Origin of the sequence: Anaerosalibacter sp. Marseille-P3206, assembly GCF_900155565.1 — a bacterium.
Lineage (GTDB): Bacteria > Bacillota > Clostridia > Tissierellales > Sporanaerobacteraceae > FUHM01.
Window position 1 is genome coordinate 1,422,951 of record NZ_FUHM01000002.1, and the last position, 20,287, is coordinate 1,443,237.

Below are 20,287 nucleotides of genomic sequence, written 5' to 3' on the forward strand. Positions count from 1 at the left end.
TTATATTAATAATTTTAAAAGGGGTGAGAAAAAAGCTCTGCTAAATTAGATTTTATACTTTCTAAACTTGTATACAAATAATGTCAATATATAATCAAACCCATTTTTACAAAAGTACGAGATTACACTTTTTTATGCTATAGATAGATTTTATATGAAAAAAAATACTATTTAATATTTCAATTTATGTTTACATTTTTACTATGATATAATTTTTCATGGTGGATGTACGTTTATTATATGAGGTAAATGGTTTGTAAAAATTATAATTGGGGGGATATTTTGTGAAAAGGTTTTTTAGGGAAAGAACTACTTTAGTATTTGTTTTAATTTTAATACTATCTATTTCTTTATTTGGATGTACTAAAGGTCCAGATACTAGCGATAATAAAAATACTGATATGGAAGTTGATGAAAGCGTAACTTTTGTAGACACTAGTTATGTTGTAGATGCTGATTGGCTAAAGGAAAACTTAGACAGAGAAGATTTATTAGTATTAGATGCTAGGGGACAAGAAGCTTATGATAAAGGACATATACCAGGGGCTATATTTGTTATGTGGCAGCAATTCGCAAATATGGAAGGAGCTCCAGGAGAAAATCCAAATTGGGGAACTGTTCTAGAACCAAAAGTATTATCTGAAAAGCTTTCTGAAGTTGGAATTACAAATGACAAGGAAATAGTAGTATATACCAACACTCAAGAAGGTTGGGGTGAAGATGGAAGAATAGTATGGATGCTAAGAAGAGCAGGTTTAGAAAATACTAAGATATTAGATGGCGGATGGAACTATTGGGAATCTAAAGGATATGAAGTATCAAAGGAATCAGTAGAGCCAAGTCATTCCAGTGTTGAAATTAAAGAACTTGATTTAAAATCAAACATAGAAACTGAAGAATTAGCGAATAAATTAGATGAAGTAGTTATAATAGATGTTAGAGCAAAAGATGAATATGAAGGTGCTACAAAATATGGAGAAGCAAGGGGAGGACATTTACCTAAAGCAATTAATATTCCATTTAATGAATTTCTAAATAAAGATGGTACTTTTAAAACTGCAGGAGAAATAAAAGCAATACTTGATAGTAATGGAATCGAAAAGGATGATGAAATAGTTACTTATTGTACTGCTGGTATACGTTCAGCTCATATGCAAGTGGTTTTTTCAATGATGGGATACAATAATGCAAAGAATTATGATGCAAGTTTCCATGCTTGGGCTGGAAACTCAGAACTTGAATTAGAAAAATAAAATTTAAAATAACAAAAGGAGGAGTATTAAATGAAAAGATTTAGTTTAGTATTAGTTGTATTAACAGTTTTTGCATTATTATTAACTGGTTGTACTAAAAATGAAGCTACAGAAGAAGGAAATGCTGAATTTAATTATCGTACAGCTGAAGAGGTAAAGGCAAATATTGAAAACAATGATGACATTATACTATTAGATATTCAACCAGAAGATGCTTGGGAAGAACACCATATTCAAGGTGCAATACCAACACATGCTTACCCAGTTGAAACAGATGAAGACAAAGCAAAATTTGATGGAGTTATGTCGGACTTAGAATCTTCAGAAGATCCAATTATAATAATATGTCCAGGTGGTAAAAAAGGAGCAGAAAGAACTTATAATTATCTAATAGAAAAAGGTATCAAAGAAGATCGCCTATTCATATTAGAGAATGGTCAAGGTGGATGGCCTTATGATGAACTATTAGAAAAATAAATGCCTTTAAAGAAAGGTTGTTGATGTTTTGAAAAATATTAAGAAGTCTACTTGGGTAAAAATAGGTATTATAGTCGGATTAATTTGTATATATCTATTTGTTACTCCAGTGAGGACTGGCATTAAGAAAATAGTATTTTTATTTAGTATGTTAGATGTAGATGCAATCAAAGGTTATATTTTATCATTTGGAATATGGGCACCTATAATATCATTTCTACTGATGGTATTTCAATCAGTAGCAGCACCACTTCCAGCTTTTCTTATAACATTTGCTAATGCTGGATTATTTGGTTGGGTAAAAGGTGCACTACTATCTTGGTCTAGTGCTATGGCCGGAGCAGCATTATGTTTTTATATAGCAAGGATATATGGTAGAAATGCAGCAGAAAAGTTAACCAGTAAGTTTGCTTTAGAAGAAGTTGATAAGTTTTTTGATAGATATGGTAATTATGCTATTTTGATAGCAAGATTGCTACCCTTTATATCCTTTGACATAGTTAGCTATGCAGCAGGTCTTACAGCTATGGGATTTTGGTCGTTTTTCTGGGCTACAGGATTAGGTCAACTACCTGCAACATTGGTTTATTCCTATGTTGGTGGAATGCTTACAGGAGGGACAAAGAAATTTGTATTTGGGCTATTGATTTTATTTTCTTTAAGTATATTAATATACCTTATGAAGAAAATCTGGAATGATCGAAATTCTAAAAAAACAGCAGACAATACTGAGAAGATAGAAAGAAATTAATGTAACTATTATATAAAGGGGATTGTTTCAGAATATGAAGCAATCCTTTTATACAGTTAAAAGGTGGAGATATGGTGAAAGTAGATATAAACAATAAAAACTTACAAAAGATTCAAAAAGAAAAAGATAAATGTATAGGTTGCAAGTTATGCATGAATGGTTGTCCAATGCTTTGTGAATTTTGTAACTCACCAAAGGATATTCTAGAATATCTACTAGCAGAGAAAAAAGTAGACCATAAGTTGCCTTATTCTTGTTTGTTATGTGGATATTGTACAGCTGTTTGTCCAAAAGATGTTGATTTAAAGGAAATGTTTTTTAATTTAAGAGAGAATGTAGTATCTGAAACAAAGGGAAAGCTTCCTAGTGATTTAGGTTATACCTCAATTAAGTTTCACCAAAAGAATAGCTTTTCAAGGCTTTTTCGTACAGATATAATCGGTCTTGAGGAAGACTCAGATATCATATATTTTCCAGGATGTAGTATTATGGCCTTAGCCCTGAAATTGTAAATAAAGCCTATAAGTATCTTAGAGATGTGATACCAGGCATTGGCATATACTTGAATTGTTGTGGAAATCCAACTTTTTCTATGGGTTATGTAGAAGAGTTTAACCATTATTATAATATTCTTAGGGAAGAATTCAAGAAAAATGGCATTAAAAGAGTTGTGACTACATGTCAAAATTGTTTTAATACTATAAAGAAAAATAGTGAAGATATTGAAGTAATTCCTCTATGGGAGATAATTTCTCAAAAGGGTGTTCCTAAAAAGATAAAAGGAAAAGGCAAAGATGTTGATATAGTCTTTTCCATACATGATCCTTGCCCTACTAGATATGAGGTAAAAACACACGATGCAATAAGAAATATATTAGACCAAATAGGGATTAATTATACTGAAATGAAATTTAATAGAGAAAATACCCTTTGCTGTGGCTCAGGAGGAATGACTTCCTTAACGAATAATACAATAGCAACAGCTCAAAAGTTGAGAAGGGCTAATGAAACTACAGAAGGGCATATAGTTACTTATTGTGAAGAATGTGTAGAGTCTATGAAAAAAGGTGGTAAAAGTGCTGTTCACATATTAGATTTGTTGTTTAATGAAGATATATACAATACTTTCGATCAAACAGAAGTAAATACCATTAAAAAATGGATTAATAGATATAAAGGGAAAAAGAAATTTAGTAAATATAATGGGTAGGAAGGATAAATATATGAAAAAGTCTAAAAAAGACATATTAAAATATATAGCTATAATATGTATAATAGTTGGGTTAGCTATATTTATAAATAAACATAATATATTCAAGGAATATGGTCCTAACGAAATAAAGGATTATATACAATCCTTTGGAATATGGGCGCCTTTAATTTATGTTGGTATACTATCATTACTACCTCTATTATTGTTTCCTGATTCAGTATTAGTAATGGCAGGGGGCATGATATTTGGATTATTTAAAGGTACTATTTTAACATCAATTGGTTCATTAATTGGAGCAACTATTGCATTTTATTTAGCTAGAGGATTAGGTCAGCAGGTTATTAAAAAGATAATTAAAAAAGACCTAGTAATATTTAAAGACAAGTCAAAAATGAGTGGGTTCTTTTTAATACTGATGTTAAGGTTAATTCCATTGTTTCCCTTTAAAGTTGTTAGCTATAGTGCAGGACTTTCCGATGTTAAATATAAGGATTTTGCAATGGCTACTACTATAGGTTCATTACCTGGTATTTTAGTATATACAAACTTAGGTGATAAAACTACAGTATTTGGATCTAAGGATTTTTATATGGCAATCGGATTATTAGTTGCTTTATTTATTATATCTTTTGTATTAAAGAAAATATTTCAATCTAAAAAAGGAGAACTGTAATGAATAAAATAACAATTAAAAAGATTTTAATTCTTTTATTAATAGGTATATTAACTTTAAATTTAGTTGCTTGTAATTCAAAAACAAAAAATGATGAAGATGTATTAAAAAAAGATTGGGATGAAATTTTGGAATCTGCTAGAGGAACAACTGTTAACTTTTATGGTTGGGGTGGAGGTCAGCAGATTAATACTTGGATAGATGGATATCTATCTGATAAACTAAGAGAAGAATATGATATTACTATTAACAGAGTAGGTATGGATATAGATGAAATACTAAACAATTTATTAAACGAGAAACAGTTAAATGTTGAAGATGGAAATATAGATGTAGTTTGGATAAACGGAGAAAACTTCTTTACTGCTAAGGAAAACAATTTATTGTTTGGACCTTTTACAGACAAGCTACCAAATTTCAACAAGTATATAGATAAGGATTCAATTGAAGTTAAATATGATTTTGGTTATCCAGTAGAAGGATATGAGTCACCTTATGGGAAAGCACAATTTGTATTGGTATATGATAGTGATAAGGTAGATGAGGTTCCTAGTGGTCATGAAGAATTGTTAGAATGGGCTAAAAAAAATCCTGGTAAATTCACTTATCCAGCATTACCTGATTTTACAGGAAGTGTTTTTGTTAGAAATATTATATGTGATATGGTAGGTTACGAACAGTTTATGGACATGGAAGCAGATGAGGAAACTGTAAGAAAAGCTATTGAGCCAGCCATAGAATATTTGAAGGAACTGAAGCCTTATTTATGGAAAGAAGGAAAGACTTACCCTGCAGAATCAGCATTATTAGACAATATGTATTCTGATGGGGAAGTGCTTATGACAATGACATATAATCCTAATTCTCCCTCAGGTAAAATAGTTACAGGAGAATATCCAGAATCAACAAGAACCTTTGTATTTGATAAAGGAACTATAGGAAATACACATTTCTTAGGAATTCCATTTAATTCGCAGAACAAAGCTGGAGCTATGGCTGTAATAGACTATATTTTAAATGTTGAAGTACAAGCTTCAAAATATGTACCAGAAAATTGGGGAGATCTACCGGTATTAGATAATAGTAAATTAAGTACAGAGGAAAAAGATATTTTAGATTCAGTGGATTTAGGAATAGCAACTATTCCTCAAGATATTTTACTTGAAAGAAGAATACCAGAGATGCCAGCAGATTTAGTGCCTATAATAGAAAAAATTTGGATGGAAACTATACCAGGTGAGAGTGATTAGTGTTGAAATATAAAATAAGACCTTATATTTTACTGTTACCAATAATGATAGTTATACTAGGAATATTTGCTTCAGGGCTAATAATGGGATTTATTCAAAGCTTAGGACATTTTGAAGCTGTAGGTCTTCATGAATATACTCTTAGATATTACAAGGAAGTACTTAATAGCAAAGATTTTTTATCATCTTTAGGATTTAGCCTATATACTTCCTTGGTATCATCCATCATAGCTATAGTTTTGGGGGTGTTATTATCCTATTCCATACTTAAAACTAAGAGCAATAACGGATTAGTAGAAGCTATATATAAATTGCCAATTATTGTACCACATATAGTTGCAGTGCTTCTTGTGTACAATATTCTAGCACAAAGTGGGATATTTCCTAGAATTCTATATTCAATAGGTTTAATAAAAGAACCAACTCAATTTCCATCCCTTCTTCATGAGAGGAATGGGGTGGGAATAATTATCGCTTATATATGGAAGGAAATACCTTTCGTAGCCATGGTTACCTATACTATTTTAAGCAATTTAAGTTATAACCTTTCTGAAGTAGCCCTAAATCTTGGGGCTACTAAAAGACAGGTGTTTTTTCATGTCATTCTTCCTATAATAATGCCAACTGTATTTTCAGCATTTATTATTATTTTTGCGTTTTCATTTGGAGCATATGAAGTTCCTTTGCTTTTAGGTCCTACATATCCAAAAGCTTTGCCTGTTAAAGCATTTATAGAATATAATAATCCAGATTTAACAAATAGACCATATGCTATGGTTATAAATATGATATTAACTTTTGTATCATTATTCTTAGTAGGGGTTTATTATAAAACCTTTGAATTAATTTCAAAATATAAAGGATGATATTATGAGTAATAATAAAAATCAATTATATAGAATTATAACTTGTATTTTTTTAATATTTTTGGTATTACCTCTTATAGTCATAGTAGTCTGGAGTTTTACAAAAAAGTGGCCTTGGCCATATTTACTACCAAAGGAATATGGTCTTAGAGGATGGAAGTATTTGTTTAACCCTAATAGTAAATCCCTAAAAACACTTTTATACAGTGTTTGGCTTTCTACTGTTGTGACCATTATTACATTAATAATAAGCATTCCAGCAGGAAAGGCATTGGGAGTTTATAATTTTAAAGGTAAGAAGTTAATTGAAATATTGATATTTGCACCTGTAATTGTGCCTACAGTTACAGTAGCTATGGGAATACATCTTTCCTTTTTAAAGATGGGTATTGCAAATACTTTTTTGGGAGTTGTCCTGATTCATCTTATTCCTTGTATTCCATATGGCGTTAAGATACTCACAAGTGTTTTTGAAATAATAGGGGAATCTATGGAAATGCAAGCTAAGGTATTAGGAGCTAGTTCATTTCAAACTTTTAGATACATAACACTTCCACTAATAATACCAGGAATAATTTCTGCAAGTAGTATGATTTTTATTGTATCTTTTAGTCAATATTTTCTCACCTTCTTGATTGGTGGGGGAAGAGTAGTGACTTTTTCTATGATGATGTTCCCATTTATTCAAAGTGGAGATAGGATGATGGGTTCGGTTTATAGTATTGTATTTATTTTGACTACTCTTGTATGTTTAATGATAATGGAAAAAGCTATAAGGCATTATTACAAAAGTGGCAATTTCTTTTATAGTTAAGGAGAATTAATATGATTCAATTACAAAATATATCGAAGAGTTTTAGTGGTAAAAAAGTGTTAGATAATATCAACCTTGAAATTTTTGAAGGAGAATTAGTGTCACTATTAGGTCCATCTGGTTGTGGTAAGACTACTACTTTAAAGATTATTGCTGGATTGTTAAAACCAGATATAGGAGATATATTATTTAATGGTAATTCAGTATTAAAGGTTCCAGTAGAGAAGAGGGGAGCTGTAATAGTATTTCAAGACTATTTGTTATTTCCACATTTAAATGTGGAAGAAAACATTGGTTTTGGTCTAAAAATGGCAAAGGTAGATAAAGAAATTAGAAAGAAACAAGTAAAGAAGATGTTAAAACTAGTTCAACTAAAAGAATGCAATAAAAAAATGCCTCATGAACTTTCAGGGGGACAAAAGCAAAGGGTTGCACTAGCTAGGGCTTTGGCAATTGAGCCTAAGGTACTCCTTCTTGATGAACCATTCTCTAATTTAGATGCGAGACTTAGAGAAGATATGAGAGATTTAATGCTTAATATACAAAAGAAACTTAATATTACTACAATATTGGTAACTCATGATAAGGAAGAAGCCTTAATGACTTCAGACAAAATAGCGATTATGTTAGATGGAGAAATAAAGCAATTTGCAACTCCATTAGAATTATATCAAAGGCCTTGCTCTAAGGTAGTAGCTAATTTTTTAGGAGAAAAAAATTATATTGATGGCAGCATTGTAGATGGGTGTTTTGTTAGTGATATTTGCAAATTTAAAACAAACTTTAATAATAAAAAAGAGATTAGTGCAATGATTAGACCTGAAGATATTAAGCTATATTCTCCAGGTGAAACTGATATTAAAGGTATAGTAAAAATAAAAAGATATGCAGGAGATAGAATATATTATACTGTAGGAGTAGGAGATATTCAGTTGAAATTAATATCTAATCCTAATATGAACTTTCAAATAGGTGATGAAGTTTCTATTTCAATAGATTATGAAAAAGCAATATTTTTTTAGAAGGAGATTATAATGATTTCTATAATTGTGCCAGTTTTAAATGAAGAAAACAAAATCGAGAAGACATTACAAGTTCTAGATAGACTAAAGGGGCAAAAGGAGATTATAGTTGTAGACGGTGGAAGCTGTGACAATACAGTTAAAATAGCAAAGTCATATGGTATTGTAACAGAAAGTTCTAAAGGAAGAGCTAGACAAATGAACAAAGGTGCAGAAGAATCAAGTGGCGATATATTATGGTTTGTACACTCTGATTCTATTGTATCTGTAGACTCTTTAGGAAAAATAAAAGAAACTATAGATAAGGGATATATTGGGGGAGGATTCCAACTTTATTTTTATGATATGGATACTTTATTTATGAGATATATTGCTAAAACATCAAATATGAGAGCTAAGTATTTACAATTGATTTTTGGAGATCAGGGTATATTTGTGAAAAAGGATATATTTGAAAAAATGAATGGATATAAGGATATAGAGCTTATGGAAGATTGGGATTTTTCTAGGAGACTTCATAAGATGGGAAAGGTTAAGATGGTAGAATCTAAAATTGGAACATCAGCTAGGAGGTTTAGTTCAGGAGGACAATTAAAGACTTTTTTATTAATGCAGAAGATAAGACTACTATACTTACTTGGAAAATCTCCTTCAGAGCTAAATAAAATGTATAGAGAGGTGAGGTAGATGAAAGCACTTATTCTCATGACTAGAATACCTTTACCTGGAAGGACAAAAACTAGGCTAATGGATATATTTACGGGAATGGAATGTGCAGGCATTCACAAAGCTTTTTTATTGGACTTATTTAATTTATTTGATTATCTAAAAAATGAGATTGATATATTTCTTACCTATACTCCTGAAGACTCATTTCATATTATTGAGGACATGGTTCCAAATTATATTGAATCTTTTCCTCAAAAGGGAGAAGATTTAGGGGAGAAAATGGGGAATGCCATAGGGAAAGTTTTAAACAAGGGATATGATTCAGTTGTATTAATTGGATCAGATATACCAAGTATTCAACCAGAGGATATTTATAAGGCTTTTGATATATTAGAAGTCAATGATATTTGTTTGGGACCAACCTATGATGGAGGTTATTATCTAGTTGGAATGAGAAAACTTCATACTATGATATTTAATAGTAATTTAAAATGGGGAAAGAAATCTGTTTTTGAAGGAACTATTGCTATAGCAAACAATGAAGCCCTTTCAGTTGGATTAGCTCCTATTCATAGAGATATTGATACAAAAGAGGATTTAATAAAATTTATTAAAGAAACAAAGGAATGTGATAATGAAGGAATATTCATTCCTAAAAATACATTAGAATATATAGAGAATATGGAGCGGATACCATCATGGTTAAAAGTAAATTAATAAACGATATTTATAAATATATAGATAAAAATAGAGGAGCCTTAAATATTAATATTGGAGATAATTATACTGTTTCATTTTTAGCTCAAGGAGAATACAATATAAACTTTATTTTAGAATCTGAGTTCGGAAAGTATGTTTTTAGAGTAAATACTGGAAGTCAACTACAGCTAGATAATCAAATAAGGTATGAGTATAATGCATTGAAAGTATTAGAAGTAAGTGGTGTTACACCAAAAGTTTATTATGTAGATGACACAAAGAGTTTTTTCGAGTATGGAATTTTAATAATGGAGTTTTTAAATGGGGAACCATTAGAATATAATAGGGATTTAAATAAGGCTGGAGAAATATTTGCAAAGATACACTCTTTAGATTTAAGTAAAATAGATAATAGCAATTTTATAGTGGAATCAAACATTTTTACAGATAGAATAGTAGAAGCAGAAAGACTATTAAATGAATTTTGGGATTCGCCAATTATTGATATAAAATTGAAAAAGTACTTTTATAACTTTATTAGTTGGGCGAAAAATAACAGTTCAAAGGAAAGGTACTTTATTGACAACTGCTGGCATGTTATAAACAATACTGAGGTCAATTCTCATAATTTCATCATAGGAGATGAAGGAAATTATCTAATAGACTGGGAAAAGCCAGTTATAAGTGATCCCTGTCAGGATTTGACTCAGTTTCTTGCACCTACTACTACATTGTGGAAGACTAATCATGTTTTAAGTGCAGAAGAAAAAGAAGGCTTTTTTAAATCTTATATTGATGGATTAGATGTATTAGATAGAGATATTCGCTATAGAGTTCAAATGTATACTCCCTACCTATATTTGAGAGCTTTATCTTGGTGTGGATATGCATATATAGAGTATCATAATCCAAATAAGAAAATTAAAAATATGGATACCTTTAATAAAATAAAAGAATATTTACAGGTAGATTTTATGGACCAGTTATTAAAAGAATACTTCGATATAAAATTGTAAAGGAGATATAAAAGTGTTAGATACCCATGGAAGAAAATATGTAGCCCCCTTAATAAAGAGTGTTGCAAATGTTTTTATAAGATTACATTTTACTGCAAATACCATTACTAAAATAGCTTTTTTGGTAGGAATATTCTCAGGCATACTAGCCTATTTTGAAAAAGAAATTTTGGCTGTTATTATACTTTGGATATCAGGGCTTTTAGACGCAGTAGATGGGGAAGTAGCTAGAAGTCAGAAAGACACAACAGCTTGGGGAACATTAATGGACATAACCTTTGATAGGATAGTAGAGTTGTCAATTATAATAGGTCTAGGTTTAAGGTTCCCTAATTCAAGGATGGAATTATTGTTCTTATCCTCTGCAATAATAATTTCAATGACTGTGTTTTTAACTGTAGGTGCATTGTCTGAGAAAAAGGGAATGAAATCTTTCTATTATCAAGCAGGGGTTATGGAGAGAACAGAAGGATTTATATTATTTTCTTTGATGATATTATTTAATAAGTATTTAAGCATTATTACCATTATATATGCAGTATTAGTACTGTTTACTGCTTTTCAAAGATTATGTGAAGCTAAAAAGATTCTAGATAATTAAAAAGATGTCTTCGTTATGAAGACATTTTTTCAGTTTGACATTGCATTAAAATAACAAATTTAAAGCTTTTGCTATTGATTGACTATGCAACATAAGAAGAATATAATTATTATTGACTATATATGAGGGAAGGGATGGAAAATGGGATTATTAGAAGAAACTTTGAAATCTATTGTGCCTGCAGATGAAGAGGCTAAGGAAAAGGCAAAGGAAAGACTTGATAATTTTACAAAACCTATAGGAGCATTGGGGGTTTTGGAAGAGATAGTTATTAAGATGGCAGGTATTACAGGTAATATACATAATCAAATTAAAAATAAAAATACTGTGGTTATGTGTGCAGACAATGGCGTAGTAGCTCAAGGAGTAAGTGCATGTCCTCAATATTTTACGAAATTTCTTACAGAAAATTTGATTAAGGGTTATACTGGAGTTTCTGTTCTTTCAAAATTAGTAGGTTCTGAAGTTACTACAGTGGATATAGGAGTAAATGCTGAAATAGATGAACCTAAGGTTATAAACAGAAAAGTAGCTTATGGAACAAAGGATATGACAAAGGGACCTAGTATGACTAGGGAAGAAGCAATAAAGGCTATAGAAGTGGGAATTGAAATTGCTGACAAACTATATAGTGAAGGGGTAGATATCCTTGGTACTGGAGAAATGGGAATAGGAAATACTACTTCAAGTGCAGCAGTACTCAGTGTGTTTTCGGGTCTTGATCCAGAAACTACTTGTGGCAAGGGAGCAGGGCTTACAGAAGAACAATATCAAAACAAAATTAATTGTGTAAAAAAAGCTATTGAATTAAATAAGCCAAATAAAGAAGATGCTCTTGATGTATTATCTAAGGTAGGTGGATTTGATATAGCTGGAATGTGTGGATGTTTTCTTTCAGCAGCTAAAAATAGAAAACCAATAGTTATTGATGGATTTATTTCATCAGCAGCAGCTCTTTGTGCTGTGAATTTCAATCCATTGGTGAAGGATTATCTTTTCCCATCTCATCTTTCAAAGGAGCCAGGAGCAGTTTATATGGCAAAAGAATTAGGGCTTAAACCTATGCTCAATCTTGAAATGAGATTAGGGGAAGGTTCAGGTTGTCCACTAGCTTTTGAAATGATAGAAGCAGCATTATATATAATGGACAATATGGCAACTTTTGAAGAGTCTAGACTTGATAAAGATTCATTAATAGATATTAGGTGATAATATGATTACATTGGTGACAGGTGGAGCAAGAAGTGGAAAGAGCTCCTTTGCAGAAAGTTTATATAAAGACAAAAAAGATGTGGCATATATTGCCACATCTAAAATTACTGATGGGGAAATGGAAGATAGAATTAGACTTCACAGGGAATCTAGACCAAGTTACTGGAGAACCTTTGAAGGGAATTATGATTTAGATAGGGCCCTAGGAGAAGAAAGGTATTATCTACTTGATTGTATAACTGTTCTCACTTCAAATATCATGTATGATATGACAAAAGATGAAGAGAGAATTTCAATGGAACTTCAAAAAAGTGTCGAAGATACTATATACAATGAATTGAAAGCTTTAATAGATGCAGTAAATGATAGTGGACTAGAACTTGTAATGGTGACTAATGAAGTAGGAGACTCATTGGTTCCAGGATACCATATAAGCAGAGTATTTAGAGATATTCAAGGTAGAATAAATCAAAGGATAGCCTCTATTTCAGATAGAGTCTATTTGGTATGTTGTGGCATACCGGTGAAGTTAAAATGATTAAGGGACTTATATTATGTATTCAATTTCTCACAAGGATACCTATAAATATACCAGTTGATTTCAATAAAGAAAATTTGTCTAGGTCTACATTTTTCTATCCCTTTACAGGAATGATAATAGGTGGAATTGCAGGCTTAGTTTATTATCTAGCTTCTCATGTAAATACTGATATAGCGTCATTTTTAGCTGTAACTACTATAATAATTGTTACAGGTGGTCTTCACTTAGATGGTCTTGGAGATACTTTTGATGGATTTCTTTCTGCTAGGGACAGGGAAAGAATACTTGAGATAATGAAAGATAGTAGGATAGGTACCTATGGAGTTGTAGCTATAATACTAGATATATTGCTTAAATATGTTGTTATATCAAATTTAAATGGAAATGTTCCATTGTTTTTAGCCTTATCTTGTGGTAATGGAAGACTTGTATCAGTGATATTTATGTCTTTTTTTAAAACTGCTAGACCCGGTGGGATAGGAGATACTCTTGTAAAAAGCAATCCTAAAAAATATGCATTGTCAGGGGCAATATTGTATAGCATAATGACATTTTTGATAAATCCGTGGTATTTGATTCCATTGGGAATATCATTAGTTTATGCAAGTTTTATAACTGTAAAAACCTATAAGATTATTGGTGGATTTACAGGAGATGTATATGGTGCTAGCATTGAAACTACTGAGATAGTTTCACTATTGGCATTCATGGGGGTATCAGCATGGATGTGATTTTTGTAAGGCATGGGGAAACTTTGGAGAATAAAGGCAGAATATATGGAAGTCCAGATACTTCTCTATCTGAAAAAGGGAAAGAACAAATACTTAATACTAAAAAGATAGTGGAAAGTATTTCTTTTGAAAAGGTATATATAAGTCCATTAAAGAGGACTATTGAAACATCAAAGCTCTTAGGTTTGGATGGGATTTTAGAACCAAGAGTCAAAGAAATAAACTTCGGGATATTTGAAGGAAAGACTTATGAAGAAATAAAAAGAGAATACCCAGAGGAAACCTATGCTTGGACAGATGACTATATAAACTATAGGATACCTAAGGGAGAAAGTTTGATGGATTTATATAATAGAACATCAAACTTTCTAGAAGAAGTTGTGGGAGAAGATAAAGACACGATAGTTGTTACTCATGAAGGGGTAATAAAATGTGCCCTATGCTGGGTATTTGACGATATAGAGTACTTCTACAGGTTCAAGGTGAGAAACGGTAGTATTACAACAATAACTATAAATGATGGTTATAAATATATAAAGCTGTAGTTCAATTGAAGGGAGTTTTAACTATGGAGGAAGTAAGGGTTAGATTTGCACCAAGTCCTACAGGATATTTACATATTGGTGGAGCTAGGACAGCTCTATTTAATTATTATTTTGCTAAGAAGAATAATGGAAAGTTTATTTTGAGAATAGAGGATACAGATACTGAAAGACTAAAGGAGGATTCTGTATCGCAAATATTATCAAGTATGAAATGGTTGGGAATGGACTGGGATGAAGGTCCAGAGATAGGAGGAGATTTTGGTCCGTATTTTCAATCAGAAAGAACTGAACTATACACAAAAGAGATAATGAGACTTGTAGAAGAGGGAAAGGCGTATTATTGCTTCTGTACTGAAGAGGATTTAGAAGTGGAAAGAGAAGAACAAAAGGAGAAAAAACTTCCCTTTAGATATTCAGGTAAATGCAGTCATCTTTCAAAGGAAGAAGTAGAGAAAAATTTAAAAGAAGGAAAGCCTTATGTTATAAGGATTAAAATTCCAAGGGAAGGGACTACTGAAATAGAAGATTTGATAAGAGGAAATGTTTCAGTTAACAATACTCAATTAGATGATTATATCATCATGAAGTCCAATGGCATGCCTACTTACAATCTAGCTTGTGTTGTAGATGATCATAGTATGAAGATTAGCCATGTTATTAGGGCAGAGGAACATCTATCAAATACACCAAAGCAATTTCATATATATAAGGCTCTAGGATATGAATTGCCACAATTTGCTCATCTATCTATGATTCTTGCTCCTGATAGAAGTAAATTGAGTAAAAGACACGGAGCAACTAGTGTTGAAGAATTTAGAGATAAGGGATATTTGAAAGAAGCATTAGTTAATTATTTAACCTTATTAGGCTGGTCTCCAGGAGAAAATGAAGAATTATTTTCTATGGAAGATACTCTTAAAAAGTTTTCATTGGATAGAGTATCAAAAACAGCTGCCATATATGATATTGACAAATTGACTTGGATGAATGGCAACTACTTGAGAGATTTAGATTTAGATTATATCGTAGAAGAAGCTATACCATATTTTATCGAAAGTGGCCTAGTAACAGAAGTTGAATCAAAGTATGAATATATAAAAAGAGTTGTAGATTCAGTAAGAGAAAAGGTGAAATTGTTGCCTGAAATAGCTGAGGCTAGTGCTTACTTTTTTAAAGATATAGAGTCTTATGATGAAAAAGGTGTAAAGAAGAGATTTATGAAAGATGGAGTAGTTGAATTGTTAGAAAAGGGTAGTGAAGCACTAAGGGATGCTCCTGCTTTTGATATTGAAACAGTGGAAAGAGTTTATAGGGATTTAATTGACGAATTAGGCATAAAGGGTGGAGATATTATACATCCTACAAGATTGGCATTGTCAGGAAAGACTGTAGGGCCAGGTTTATTTGATATAATATCAATTTTAGGCAAAGAAGAGTGTATAAAGAGGATGAATAGTGCTATACTATATATAAAGAATATGAAATAAATGCTCCCATATAGGGAGCTTTATATATAATAAATAAAAGAACTGTTATTTTTTAAACAATTGTTGATATGTTTTACAATTAGTTGTATAATATATATTGTTCCGAACGATCCGGGATTGTGTAATGGTAGCACATGTGACTCTGGATCACATTGTCTAGGTTCGAGTCCTAGTCCCGGAGCCAGCAATGAAGATATGTGGCCCCATGGTCAAGTGGTTAAGACGCTGCCCTCTCACGGCAGAATCAGGAGTTCGAGCCTCCTTGGGGCTGCCACATTAAGTACCTTTTCAGGTGCTTTTTTTCAATAAACCAGGAATTATATCTTATAGGTTTAATGAAAATGCCTTGCATTTTAATTGATGCAGGGTTTTATTATTAGGAAGCCCAACCTAATAATTAAAAATTATACAAAATATTCATAATAAAATTGTACTAGGAGGAAAGAAAATGGAGCAAAAAACAAAGAAGGATATAACCTTAGAAACATTTGTAGCAATTGCTTTGTTTGTTTTGATATTCTATTATATGGGTTCTAAAATGGGTGTAGGAAATATGTTTAATACTATGATGGCAACTGCACATGACTTATTGTTGAATACTGTTTTCTTTATTATGGCCATTGCTGTTTTGGCTGGTGCCTTTTCTGCATTGCTATCAGAATTTGGAGTTGTTGCTTTAATCAATCGTATTATTTCACCAATTATGAAACCTCTTTATAATCTTCCAGGAGCTGCAGCTCTAGGAGTTGTTACAACTTTTTTAAGTGATAATCCAGCAATTATTAGTTTAGCAAAAGATGAAGGATTTGCTAAATATTTCAAAAATTATCAACTTCCAACCCTTTGTAATTTAGGAACAAGCTTTGGTATGGGTTTAATAGTTTGGTCTTTTATGGGGTCGCAAGGAAATGGTACTGAGTACATGGGTGCTGCAACAATAGGATTACTTGGTGCTGTTATTGGTAGTGTTGTTAGTGTAAGGATTATGATGCATTTTACTAAACAATACTACAATATAAAAGATGAAAAGCAAGAGAAAATTATTGATAATAGTAGTTTAAAAGTGAGAAAAGTAAGAGAAGGTAGTGTTGTTGAAAGAGTTTTGGAAGCCATGCTCGATGGCGGAAAAACTGGCGTTCAATTAGGATTTGATATTATTCCTGGTGTTATTGTTATTTGTACTTTTGTAATGATGTTAACTATAGAGCCTAATGTTGTTAATGGCAATGTAGTTTATACTGGGGCTGCTTATGAAGGAATTGGGCTATTACCTAAAATAGGCGGTTTCTTATCACCAATATTGACACCACTATTTGGATTTACTTCTCCAAAAGCTATTGCCTTCCCAATAACTGCTGTAGGTTCAGTTGGAGCAGCAATAGGAATGGTGCCAAAGCTTCTTAAATCAGGAGCTATTGGAGCTAATGAAATTGCAGTATTTACTTCTTTGGGAATGTGTTGGTCAGGATATTTATCAACTCATGTTGGAATGATGGATGCACTAGGTGTTAGAAAATTAGCTAATAAGGCAATTTTATCTCACACTATTGGTGGTTTAGTAGCTGGTATTTCATCTCATTATATATATTTATTATTCCAACTCATTGCTAAGTAAATTTATTTCAATTAAATAATATTGTTTAAAATCTCCTAGGATATAAAACTAGGAGATTTTTTGAATATTGTTAAGTATTTTTCATATTTTCTCAATACTATGATTATATTTGTTATAATGTATATATAAATAAGAATTAGTATAAAGATGGGAGGAAAAAACATGAAAAAGCTTTTAACAGGCAATGAAGCTATTGCTAGAGGTGCTTATGAAGCTGGATGTACAGTAGCTTGTGCTTATCCAGGGACTCCTAGTACAGAAATCTTAGAAAACGTTTCCACATATGAAGAAATATACTCAGAATGGTCAACAAATGAAAAGGTAGCACTAGAAGTAGCAAGCGGGGCTTCTATAGCAGGGGCTAGGTCTTTAGTAACTATGAAGCATGTAGGACTTAATGTAGCAGCAGACCCACTTTTTACAATGGCTTATGAAGGTGTTAATGGAGGATTGGTTGTGGTAACAGCTGATGAACCTGGATTGCATAGTTCACAAAATGCACAGGACAACAGACTTTATGCACCTCATTCAAAGGCAGCATTGATAGAACCATCAGATAGTCAAGAATGTAAAGACTATATGAAATATGCTTTTGAAATAAGTGAAAAATTTGATACACCAGTTATTTTTAGGGTGACTACAAGAGTTTGTCACAGTAAAGGTTTAGTAGAACTTCGAGAAAGAGAAGAAGTAGGAATCAAAGAGTACTCAAAGAATATTAGAAAGTATATAATGGTACCTGCTAATTCTAAGGAAAAACAAAAAGAAATTGAATATGATAGAATTCCAAGTTTGAGAAAATACTCAAATAACACTCCTCTAAACAGAATTGAATGGGGAGATAAGAAGATAGGGATTATTACTAGTGGAATTTCTTATCTACATGCAAAGGAAGTATTTGGAGATGAAGCTTCTTATTTAAAGATAGGCTTTACTTATCCACTTCCAGATGAGATGATTAAGAAATTTGCAAAAACAGTAGACAAGTTGTATGTAATTGAAGAAACTGAACCATATATCGAAAACTTTGTAAAATCACTAGGAATTGAATGTATAGGAAAAGAATTCATACCAGCTTGTGGTGAATTGAGTCCAGAAATCATTAGAAATGTATTAGTGAAAGATGAAGCAAAGGATGTTTATAAGGCTAATATAGAAGTGCCATCAAGACCACCTGCTCTTTGTGCAGGCTGCCCTCATAGAGGAATATTCTTTGAAGTAAGCAAGTTAAAAGATGTAGTGGTAACTAGTGATATAGGCTGTTATACACTTGGTATGGCGCCACCACTAAATGTTGGGGACACAGTTATCTGTATGGGTGCTGGAATAAGTGCAGGATTAGGATTTGAAAAAGCATTTAAATTGGCAGGAGTAGACAAGAAAGTATTTGGCTTTGTTGGAGACTCTACATTCTTCCACTCAGGTATGACAGGACTTGTTAATGCAGTTTACAACAAGACAAATATGGTAATGGTAATACTTGACAATAGAATTACAGCTATGACTGGTCATCAACAAAACCCAGGTACAGGAAAGACTTTGATGGGTGAAGTTACAGAAATAGTTGATATTGAAGCTATAGTTAAGGCTGTGGGAATTAAGGAAGAAAACATTAGAGTGGTTGATCCATATAAATTAGAAGAAACAAGAAAATCAGTAAAAGATGCATATGAAGCAACAGAACCTTTTGTTATTATAACAAAACAACCTTGTGCACTTATTAAGGAAGTTCAAAGAAGAAGAAAGAATATGTATTGTGAAGTAGTAGAAGATAAATGTAAAAAATGTAAATCTTGCTTGAAGATTGGCTGTCCTGCTATATCTATAAAAGACAATGTAGTTAGTATAGATAGAGCACAATGTAATGGCTGTACTATTTGTGCACAAGTCTGTCCATTTGATGCTATAGAAAGGATGGGTGAATAATATGGTTAAGAGTTTACTTTTAGTTGGAGTTGGTGGACAAGGTACTATATTGGTATCTAAGATACTATCCCAAGGGCTAATCAAAGAAGGATATGATGTGAAGATGTCAGAAATCCATGGTATGGCTCAAAGGGGAGGTAGTGTTACAACTCAAATAAGATTTGGAGAAAAAGTATATTCACCATCTATAGGAACTGGAGAAGCTGATGTTATGATTGCCTTTGAAAAGGTTGAAGCAGCTAGGTATTTACAACAACTTAAAAAAGGCGGAAGACTTATTGTCAATGATGTAGAAATGTATCCACTTCCAGTATTAACAGGAAAAGAAAAATATCCTGATGGTGTTATAGAAGCATTAAAAGATGAAGTAGAAAACATTAAAGTAATCAATGCTAGAAAGGTAGCAGAAGAATTAGGAGAAGTAAAAGCTCAAAATATAGTAATGTTAGGCTGCTTAGTAAAAGCAATGGAACTTGAAAATATAGACTGGATAGAGCTTATAAAAGCAAATCTTCCTGAAAAACTACATGAAATAAATATAAAAGCATATGAAAGCGGTCTAAATCTTTAAACAATAAAAACACCCTGTTTTGTACAGGGTGTTTTTTTACTAAAACTATTGATTTTTGTTTAATAATATTATATGATGTTATTGATAATGATTATCAATGTCGGAAAAGGGGGAATACATATGGCTAATCTTAATAATATGCCTATAGGTTCAAAGGTAAAGGTAAAAAGCATTTCGAAAGATGCTTCTGTTAGAAAAAGACTATTAGAGATGGGAGTAGTACCTGGAGTTACAGTTGAAGTGACAGGAAAAGCTCCACTAGGCGATCCTATTGAGATAATAGTTAGAGGATATAAGCTTACTTTAAGGAAAGACGAAGCGGAAGATATTATTATTTAAAAGAAAAGGCATTATT

At 31.7% G+C, this 20,287-nt stretch carries 23 protein-coding genes and 2 tRNA genes; all 25 read left to right on the plus strand.

All coding sequences use genetic code 11. The annotated features are described in order from the left end of the window. Positions 1-284 precede the first annotated feature (284 nt). The 25 genes from BQ9840_RS08195 to BQ9840_RS08315 all read left to right on the plus strand — a co-directional run bounded on the left by BQ9840_RS08195 (position 285) and on the right by BQ9840_RS08315 (position 20,271). Positions 285-1,253 (plus strand): sulfurtransferase, encoded by a 969-nt coding sequence (locus BQ9840_RS08195; RefSeq protein ID WP_077369326.1) that lies wholly within the window; start codon positions 285-287, stop codon positions 1,251-1,253. A gap of 30 nt (positions 1,254-1,283) precedes the next feature. Beyond that, positions 1,284-1,730 carry a rhodanese-like domain-containing protein gene (locus BQ9840_RS08200; RefSeq protein WP_077369327.1) on the plus strand — a complete coding sequence of 149 codons (447 nt, stop codon included), beginning with the start codon at positions 1,284-1,286 and terminating at the stop codon, positions 1,728-1,730. 28 nt (positions 1,731-1,758) lie between these two features. Continuing rightward, complete coding sequence (locus tag BQ9840_RS08205; RefSeq protein WP_200804899.1) at positions 1,759-2,481, plus strand: TVP38/TMEM64 family protein; 723 nt, start codon at positions 1,759-1,761, stop codon at positions 2,479-2,481. Positions 2,482-2,555: 74 nt separating this feature from the next. Continuing rightward, positions 2,556-2,993, plus strand: a complete 438-nt coding sequence (locus tag BQ9840_RS08210) for a 4Fe-4S dicluster domain-containing protein (protein WP_159436123.1) — start codon at positions 2,556-2,558, stop codon at positions 2,991-2,993. Positions 2,994-3,043: 50 nt separating this feature from the next. Further along, on the plus strand, positions 3,044-3,691 hold the full coding sequence (locus BQ9840_RS08215) for a (Fe-S)-binding protein (RefSeq protein WP_159436124.1): 648 nt from the start codon (positions 3,044-3,046) through the stop codon (positions 3,689-3,691). 13 nt (positions 3,692-3,704) lie between these two features. Then, entirely contained in the window at positions 3,705-4,367 is a 663-nt protein-coding gene (locus BQ9840_RS08220) for a TVP38/TMEM64 family protein (protein ID WP_077369329.1), read from the plus strand. Continuing rightward, a complete protein-coding gene (locus tag BQ9840_RS08225) occupies positions 4,367-5,617 on the plus strand; it encodes an ABC transporter substrate-binding protein (RefSeq protein ID WP_200804900.1) in 1,251 nt (416 codons plus the stop codon). Before BQ9840_RS08220 ends, BQ9840_RS08225 begins: the two co-directional genes overlap by 1 nt. A 44-nt stretch (positions 5,618-5,661) precedes the next feature. Continuing rightward, positions 5,662-6,483, plus strand: coding sequence for an ABC transporter permease (locus BQ9840_RS08230; protein WP_200804901.1), 822 nt, complete (start codon positions 5,662-5,664; stop codon positions 6,481-6,483). Between the two features lie 4 nt (positions 6,484-6,487). Further along, entirely contained in the window at positions 6,488-7,297 is an 810-nt protein-coding gene (locus tag BQ9840_RS08235) for an ABC transporter permease (protein ID WP_077369330.1), read from the plus strand. A gap of 11 nt (positions 7,298-7,308) precedes the next feature. Then, the gene (locus BQ9840_RS08240) at positions 7,309-8,319 is read left to right on the plus strand and encodes an ABC transporter ATP-binding protein (protein WP_077369331.1); all 1,011 of its coding nucleotides are present in this window, start codon (positions 7,309-7,311) and stop codon (positions 8,317-8,319) included. 12 nt (positions 8,320-8,331) lie between these two features. After that, on the plus strand, positions 8,332-9,006 hold the full coding sequence (locus tag BQ9840_RS08245) for a TIGR04283 family arsenosugar biosynthesis glycosyltransferase (RefSeq protein WP_077369332.1): 675 nt from the start codon (positions 8,332-8,334) through the stop codon (positions 9,004-9,006). Further along, positions 9,007-9,705 (plus strand): TIGR04282 family arsenosugar biosynthesis glycosyltransferase, encoded by a 699-nt coding sequence (locus tag BQ9840_RS08250; RefSeq protein ID WP_077369333.1) that lies wholly within the window; start codon positions 9,007-9,009, stop codon positions 9,703-9,705. It begins immediately after the preceding gene. Further along, on the plus strand, positions 9,687-10,703 hold the full coding sequence (locus BQ9840_RS08255; protein ID WP_077369334.1) for an aminoglycoside phosphotransferase family protein: 1,017 nt from the start codon (positions 9,687-9,689) through the stop codon (positions 10,701-10,703). Before BQ9840_RS08250 ends, BQ9840_RS08255 begins: the two co-directional genes overlap by 19 nt. A gap of 13 nt (positions 10,704-10,716) precedes the next feature. Beyond that, positions 10,717-11,304 carry a CDP-alcohol phosphatidyltransferase family protein gene (locus BQ9840_RS08260; RefSeq protein ID WP_077369335.1) on the plus strand — a complete coding sequence of 196 codons (588 nt, stop codon included), beginning with the start codon at positions 10,717-10,719 and terminating at the stop codon, positions 11,302-11,304. 141 nt (positions 11,305-11,445) lie between these two features. Continuing rightward, positions 11,446-12,513: a nicotinate-nucleotide--dimethylbenzimidazole phosphoribosyltransferase gene (gene cobT, locus BQ9840_RS08265; protein ID WP_077369336.1), complete on the plus strand. Its 1,068-nt coding sequence runs from the start codon at positions 11,446-11,448 to the stop codon at positions 12,511-12,513. A 4-nt stretch (positions 12,514-12,517) separates the two neighbouring features. Further along, the gene (cobU, locus tag BQ9840_RS08270; protein WP_077369337.1) at positions 12,518-13,054 is read left to right on the plus strand and encodes a bifunctional adenosylcobinamide kinase/adenosylcobinamide-phosphate guanylyltransferase; all 537 of its coding nucleotides are present in this window, start codon (positions 12,518-12,520) and stop codon (positions 13,052-13,054) included. Further along, on the plus strand, positions 13,051-13,788 hold the full coding sequence (gene cobS / locus BQ9840_RS08275; protein ID WP_159436125.1) for an adenosylcobinamide-GDP ribazoletransferase: 738 nt from the start codon (positions 13,051-13,053) through the stop codon (positions 13,786-13,788). Before cobU ends, cobS begins: the two co-directional genes overlap by 4 nt. Beyond that, the gene (locus BQ9840_RS08280; protein ID WP_077369339.1) at positions 13,779-14,333 is read left to right on the plus strand and encodes a histidine phosphatase family protein; all 555 of its coding nucleotides are present in this window, start codon (positions 13,779-13,781) and stop codon (positions 14,331-14,333) included. The genes cobS and BQ9840_RS08280 overlap by 10 nt, the downstream gene beginning before the upstream one ends. Before the next feature lie 23 nt (positions 14,334-14,356). After that, positions 14,357-15,820 (plus strand): glutamate--tRNA ligase, encoded by a 1,464-nt coding sequence (gene gltX / locus BQ9840_RS08285; protein ID WP_077369340.1) that lies wholly within the window; start codon positions 14,357-14,359, stop codon positions 15,818-15,820. Between the two features lie 110 nt (positions 15,821-15,930). Next, positions 15,931-16,004: transfer RNA gene (locus BQ9840_RS08290), tRNA-Gln, on the plus strand. 15 nt (positions 16,005-16,019) lie between these two features. Next, a tRNA-Glu gene (locus BQ9840_RS08295) sits at positions 16,020-16,094 on the plus strand. A gap of 174 nt (positions 16,095-16,268) precedes the next feature. Further along, positions 16,269-17,435 carry a CD0519/CD1768 family membrane protein gene (locus BQ9840_RS08300; RefSeq protein WP_077369341.1) on the plus strand — a complete coding sequence of 389 codons (1,167 nt, stop codon included), beginning with the start codon at positions 16,269-16,271 and terminating at the stop codon, positions 17,433-17,435. A 162-nt stretch (positions 17,436-17,597) separates the two neighbouring features. Further along, a complete protein-coding gene (gene iorA / locus BQ9840_RS08305; protein WP_077369342.1) occupies positions 17,598-19,361 on the plus strand; it encodes an indolepyruvate ferredoxin oxidoreductase subunit alpha in 1,764 nt (587 codons plus the stop codon). Position 19,362: 1 nt separating this feature from the next. Then, on the plus strand, positions 19,363-19,932 hold the full coding sequence (locus BQ9840_RS08310; RefSeq protein WP_077369343.1) for an indolepyruvate oxidoreductase subunit beta: 570 nt from the start codon (positions 19,363-19,365) through the stop codon (positions 19,930-19,932). 120 nt (positions 19,933-20,052) lie between these two features. Next, complete coding sequence (locus BQ9840_RS08315; protein WP_077369344.1) at positions 20,053-20,271, plus strand: FeoA family protein; 219 nt, start codon at positions 20,053-20,055, stop codon at positions 20,269-20,271. Positions 20,272-20,287: the final 16 nt, after the last annotated feature.

Coding starts and splice junctions, on each gene's coding strand:
- BQ9840_RS08200 (WP_077369327.1), top strand. CDS start 1,284: ATGAAAAGATTTAGTTTAGTATTAGTTGTATTAACAGTTTTTGCATTA.
- BQ9840_RS08220 (WP_077369329.1), top strand. CDS start 3,705: ATGAAAAAGTCTAAAAAAGACATATTAAAATATATAGCTATAATATGT.
- BQ9840_RS08225 (WP_200804900.1), top strand. CDS start 4,367: ATGAATAAAATAACAATTAAAAAGATTTTAATTCTTTTATTAATAGGT.
- BQ9840_RS08230 (WP_200804901.1), top strand. CDS start 5,662: ATGATAGTTATACTAGGAATATTTGCTTCAGGGCTAATAATGGGATTT.
- BQ9840_RS08235 (WP_077369330.1), top strand. CDS start 6,488: ATGAGTAATAATAAAAATCAATTATATAGAATTATAACTTGTATTTTT.
- BQ9840_RS08240 (WP_077369331.1), top strand. CDS start 7,309: ATGATTCAATTACAAAATATATCGAAGAGTTTTAGTGGTAAAAAAGTG.
- BQ9840_RS08245 (WP_077369332.1), top strand. CDS start 8,332: ATGATTTCTATAATTGTGCCAGTTTTAAATGAAGAAAACAAAATCGAG.
- BQ9840_RS08250 (WP_077369333.1), top strand. CDS start 9,007: ATGAAAGCACTTATTCTCATGACTAGAATACCTTTACCTGGAAGGACA.
- BQ9840_RS08255 (WP_077369334.1), top strand. CDS start 9,687: ATGGTTAAAAGTAAATTAATAAACGATATTTATAAATATATAGATAAA.
- cobT (WP_077369336.1), top strand. CDS start 11,446: ATGGGATTATTAGAAGAAACTTTGAAATCTATTGTGCCTGCAGATGAA.
- cobU (WP_077369337.1), top strand. CDS start 12,518: ATGATTACATTGGTGACAGGTGGAGCAAGAAGTGGAAAGAGCTCCTTT.
- cobS (WP_159436125.1), top strand. CDS start 13,051: ATGATTAAGGGACTTATATTATGTATTCAATTTCTCACAAGGATACCT.
- BQ9840_RS08280 (WP_077369339.1), top strand. CDS start 13,779: ATGGATGTGATTTTTGTAAGGCATGGGGAAACTTTGGAGAATAAAGGC.
- gltX (WP_077369340.1), top strand. CDS start 14,357: ATGGAGGAAGTAAGGGTTAGATTTGCACCAAGTCCTACAGGATATTTA.
- BQ9840_RS08300 (WP_077369341.1), top strand. CDS start 16,269: ATGGAGCAAAAAACAAAGAAGGATATAACCTTAGAAACATTTGTAGCA.
- iorA (WP_077369342.1), top strand. CDS start 17,598: ATGAAAAAGCTTTTAACAGGCAATGAAGCTATTGCTAGAGGTGCTTAT.
- BQ9840_RS08310 (WP_077369343.1), top strand. CDS start 19,363: ATGGTTAAGAGTTTACTTTTAGTTGGAGTTGGTGGACAAGGTACTATA.
- BQ9840_RS08315 (WP_077369344.1), top strand. CDS start 20,053: ATGGCTAATCTTAATAATATGCCTATAGGTTCAAAGGTAAAGGTAAAA.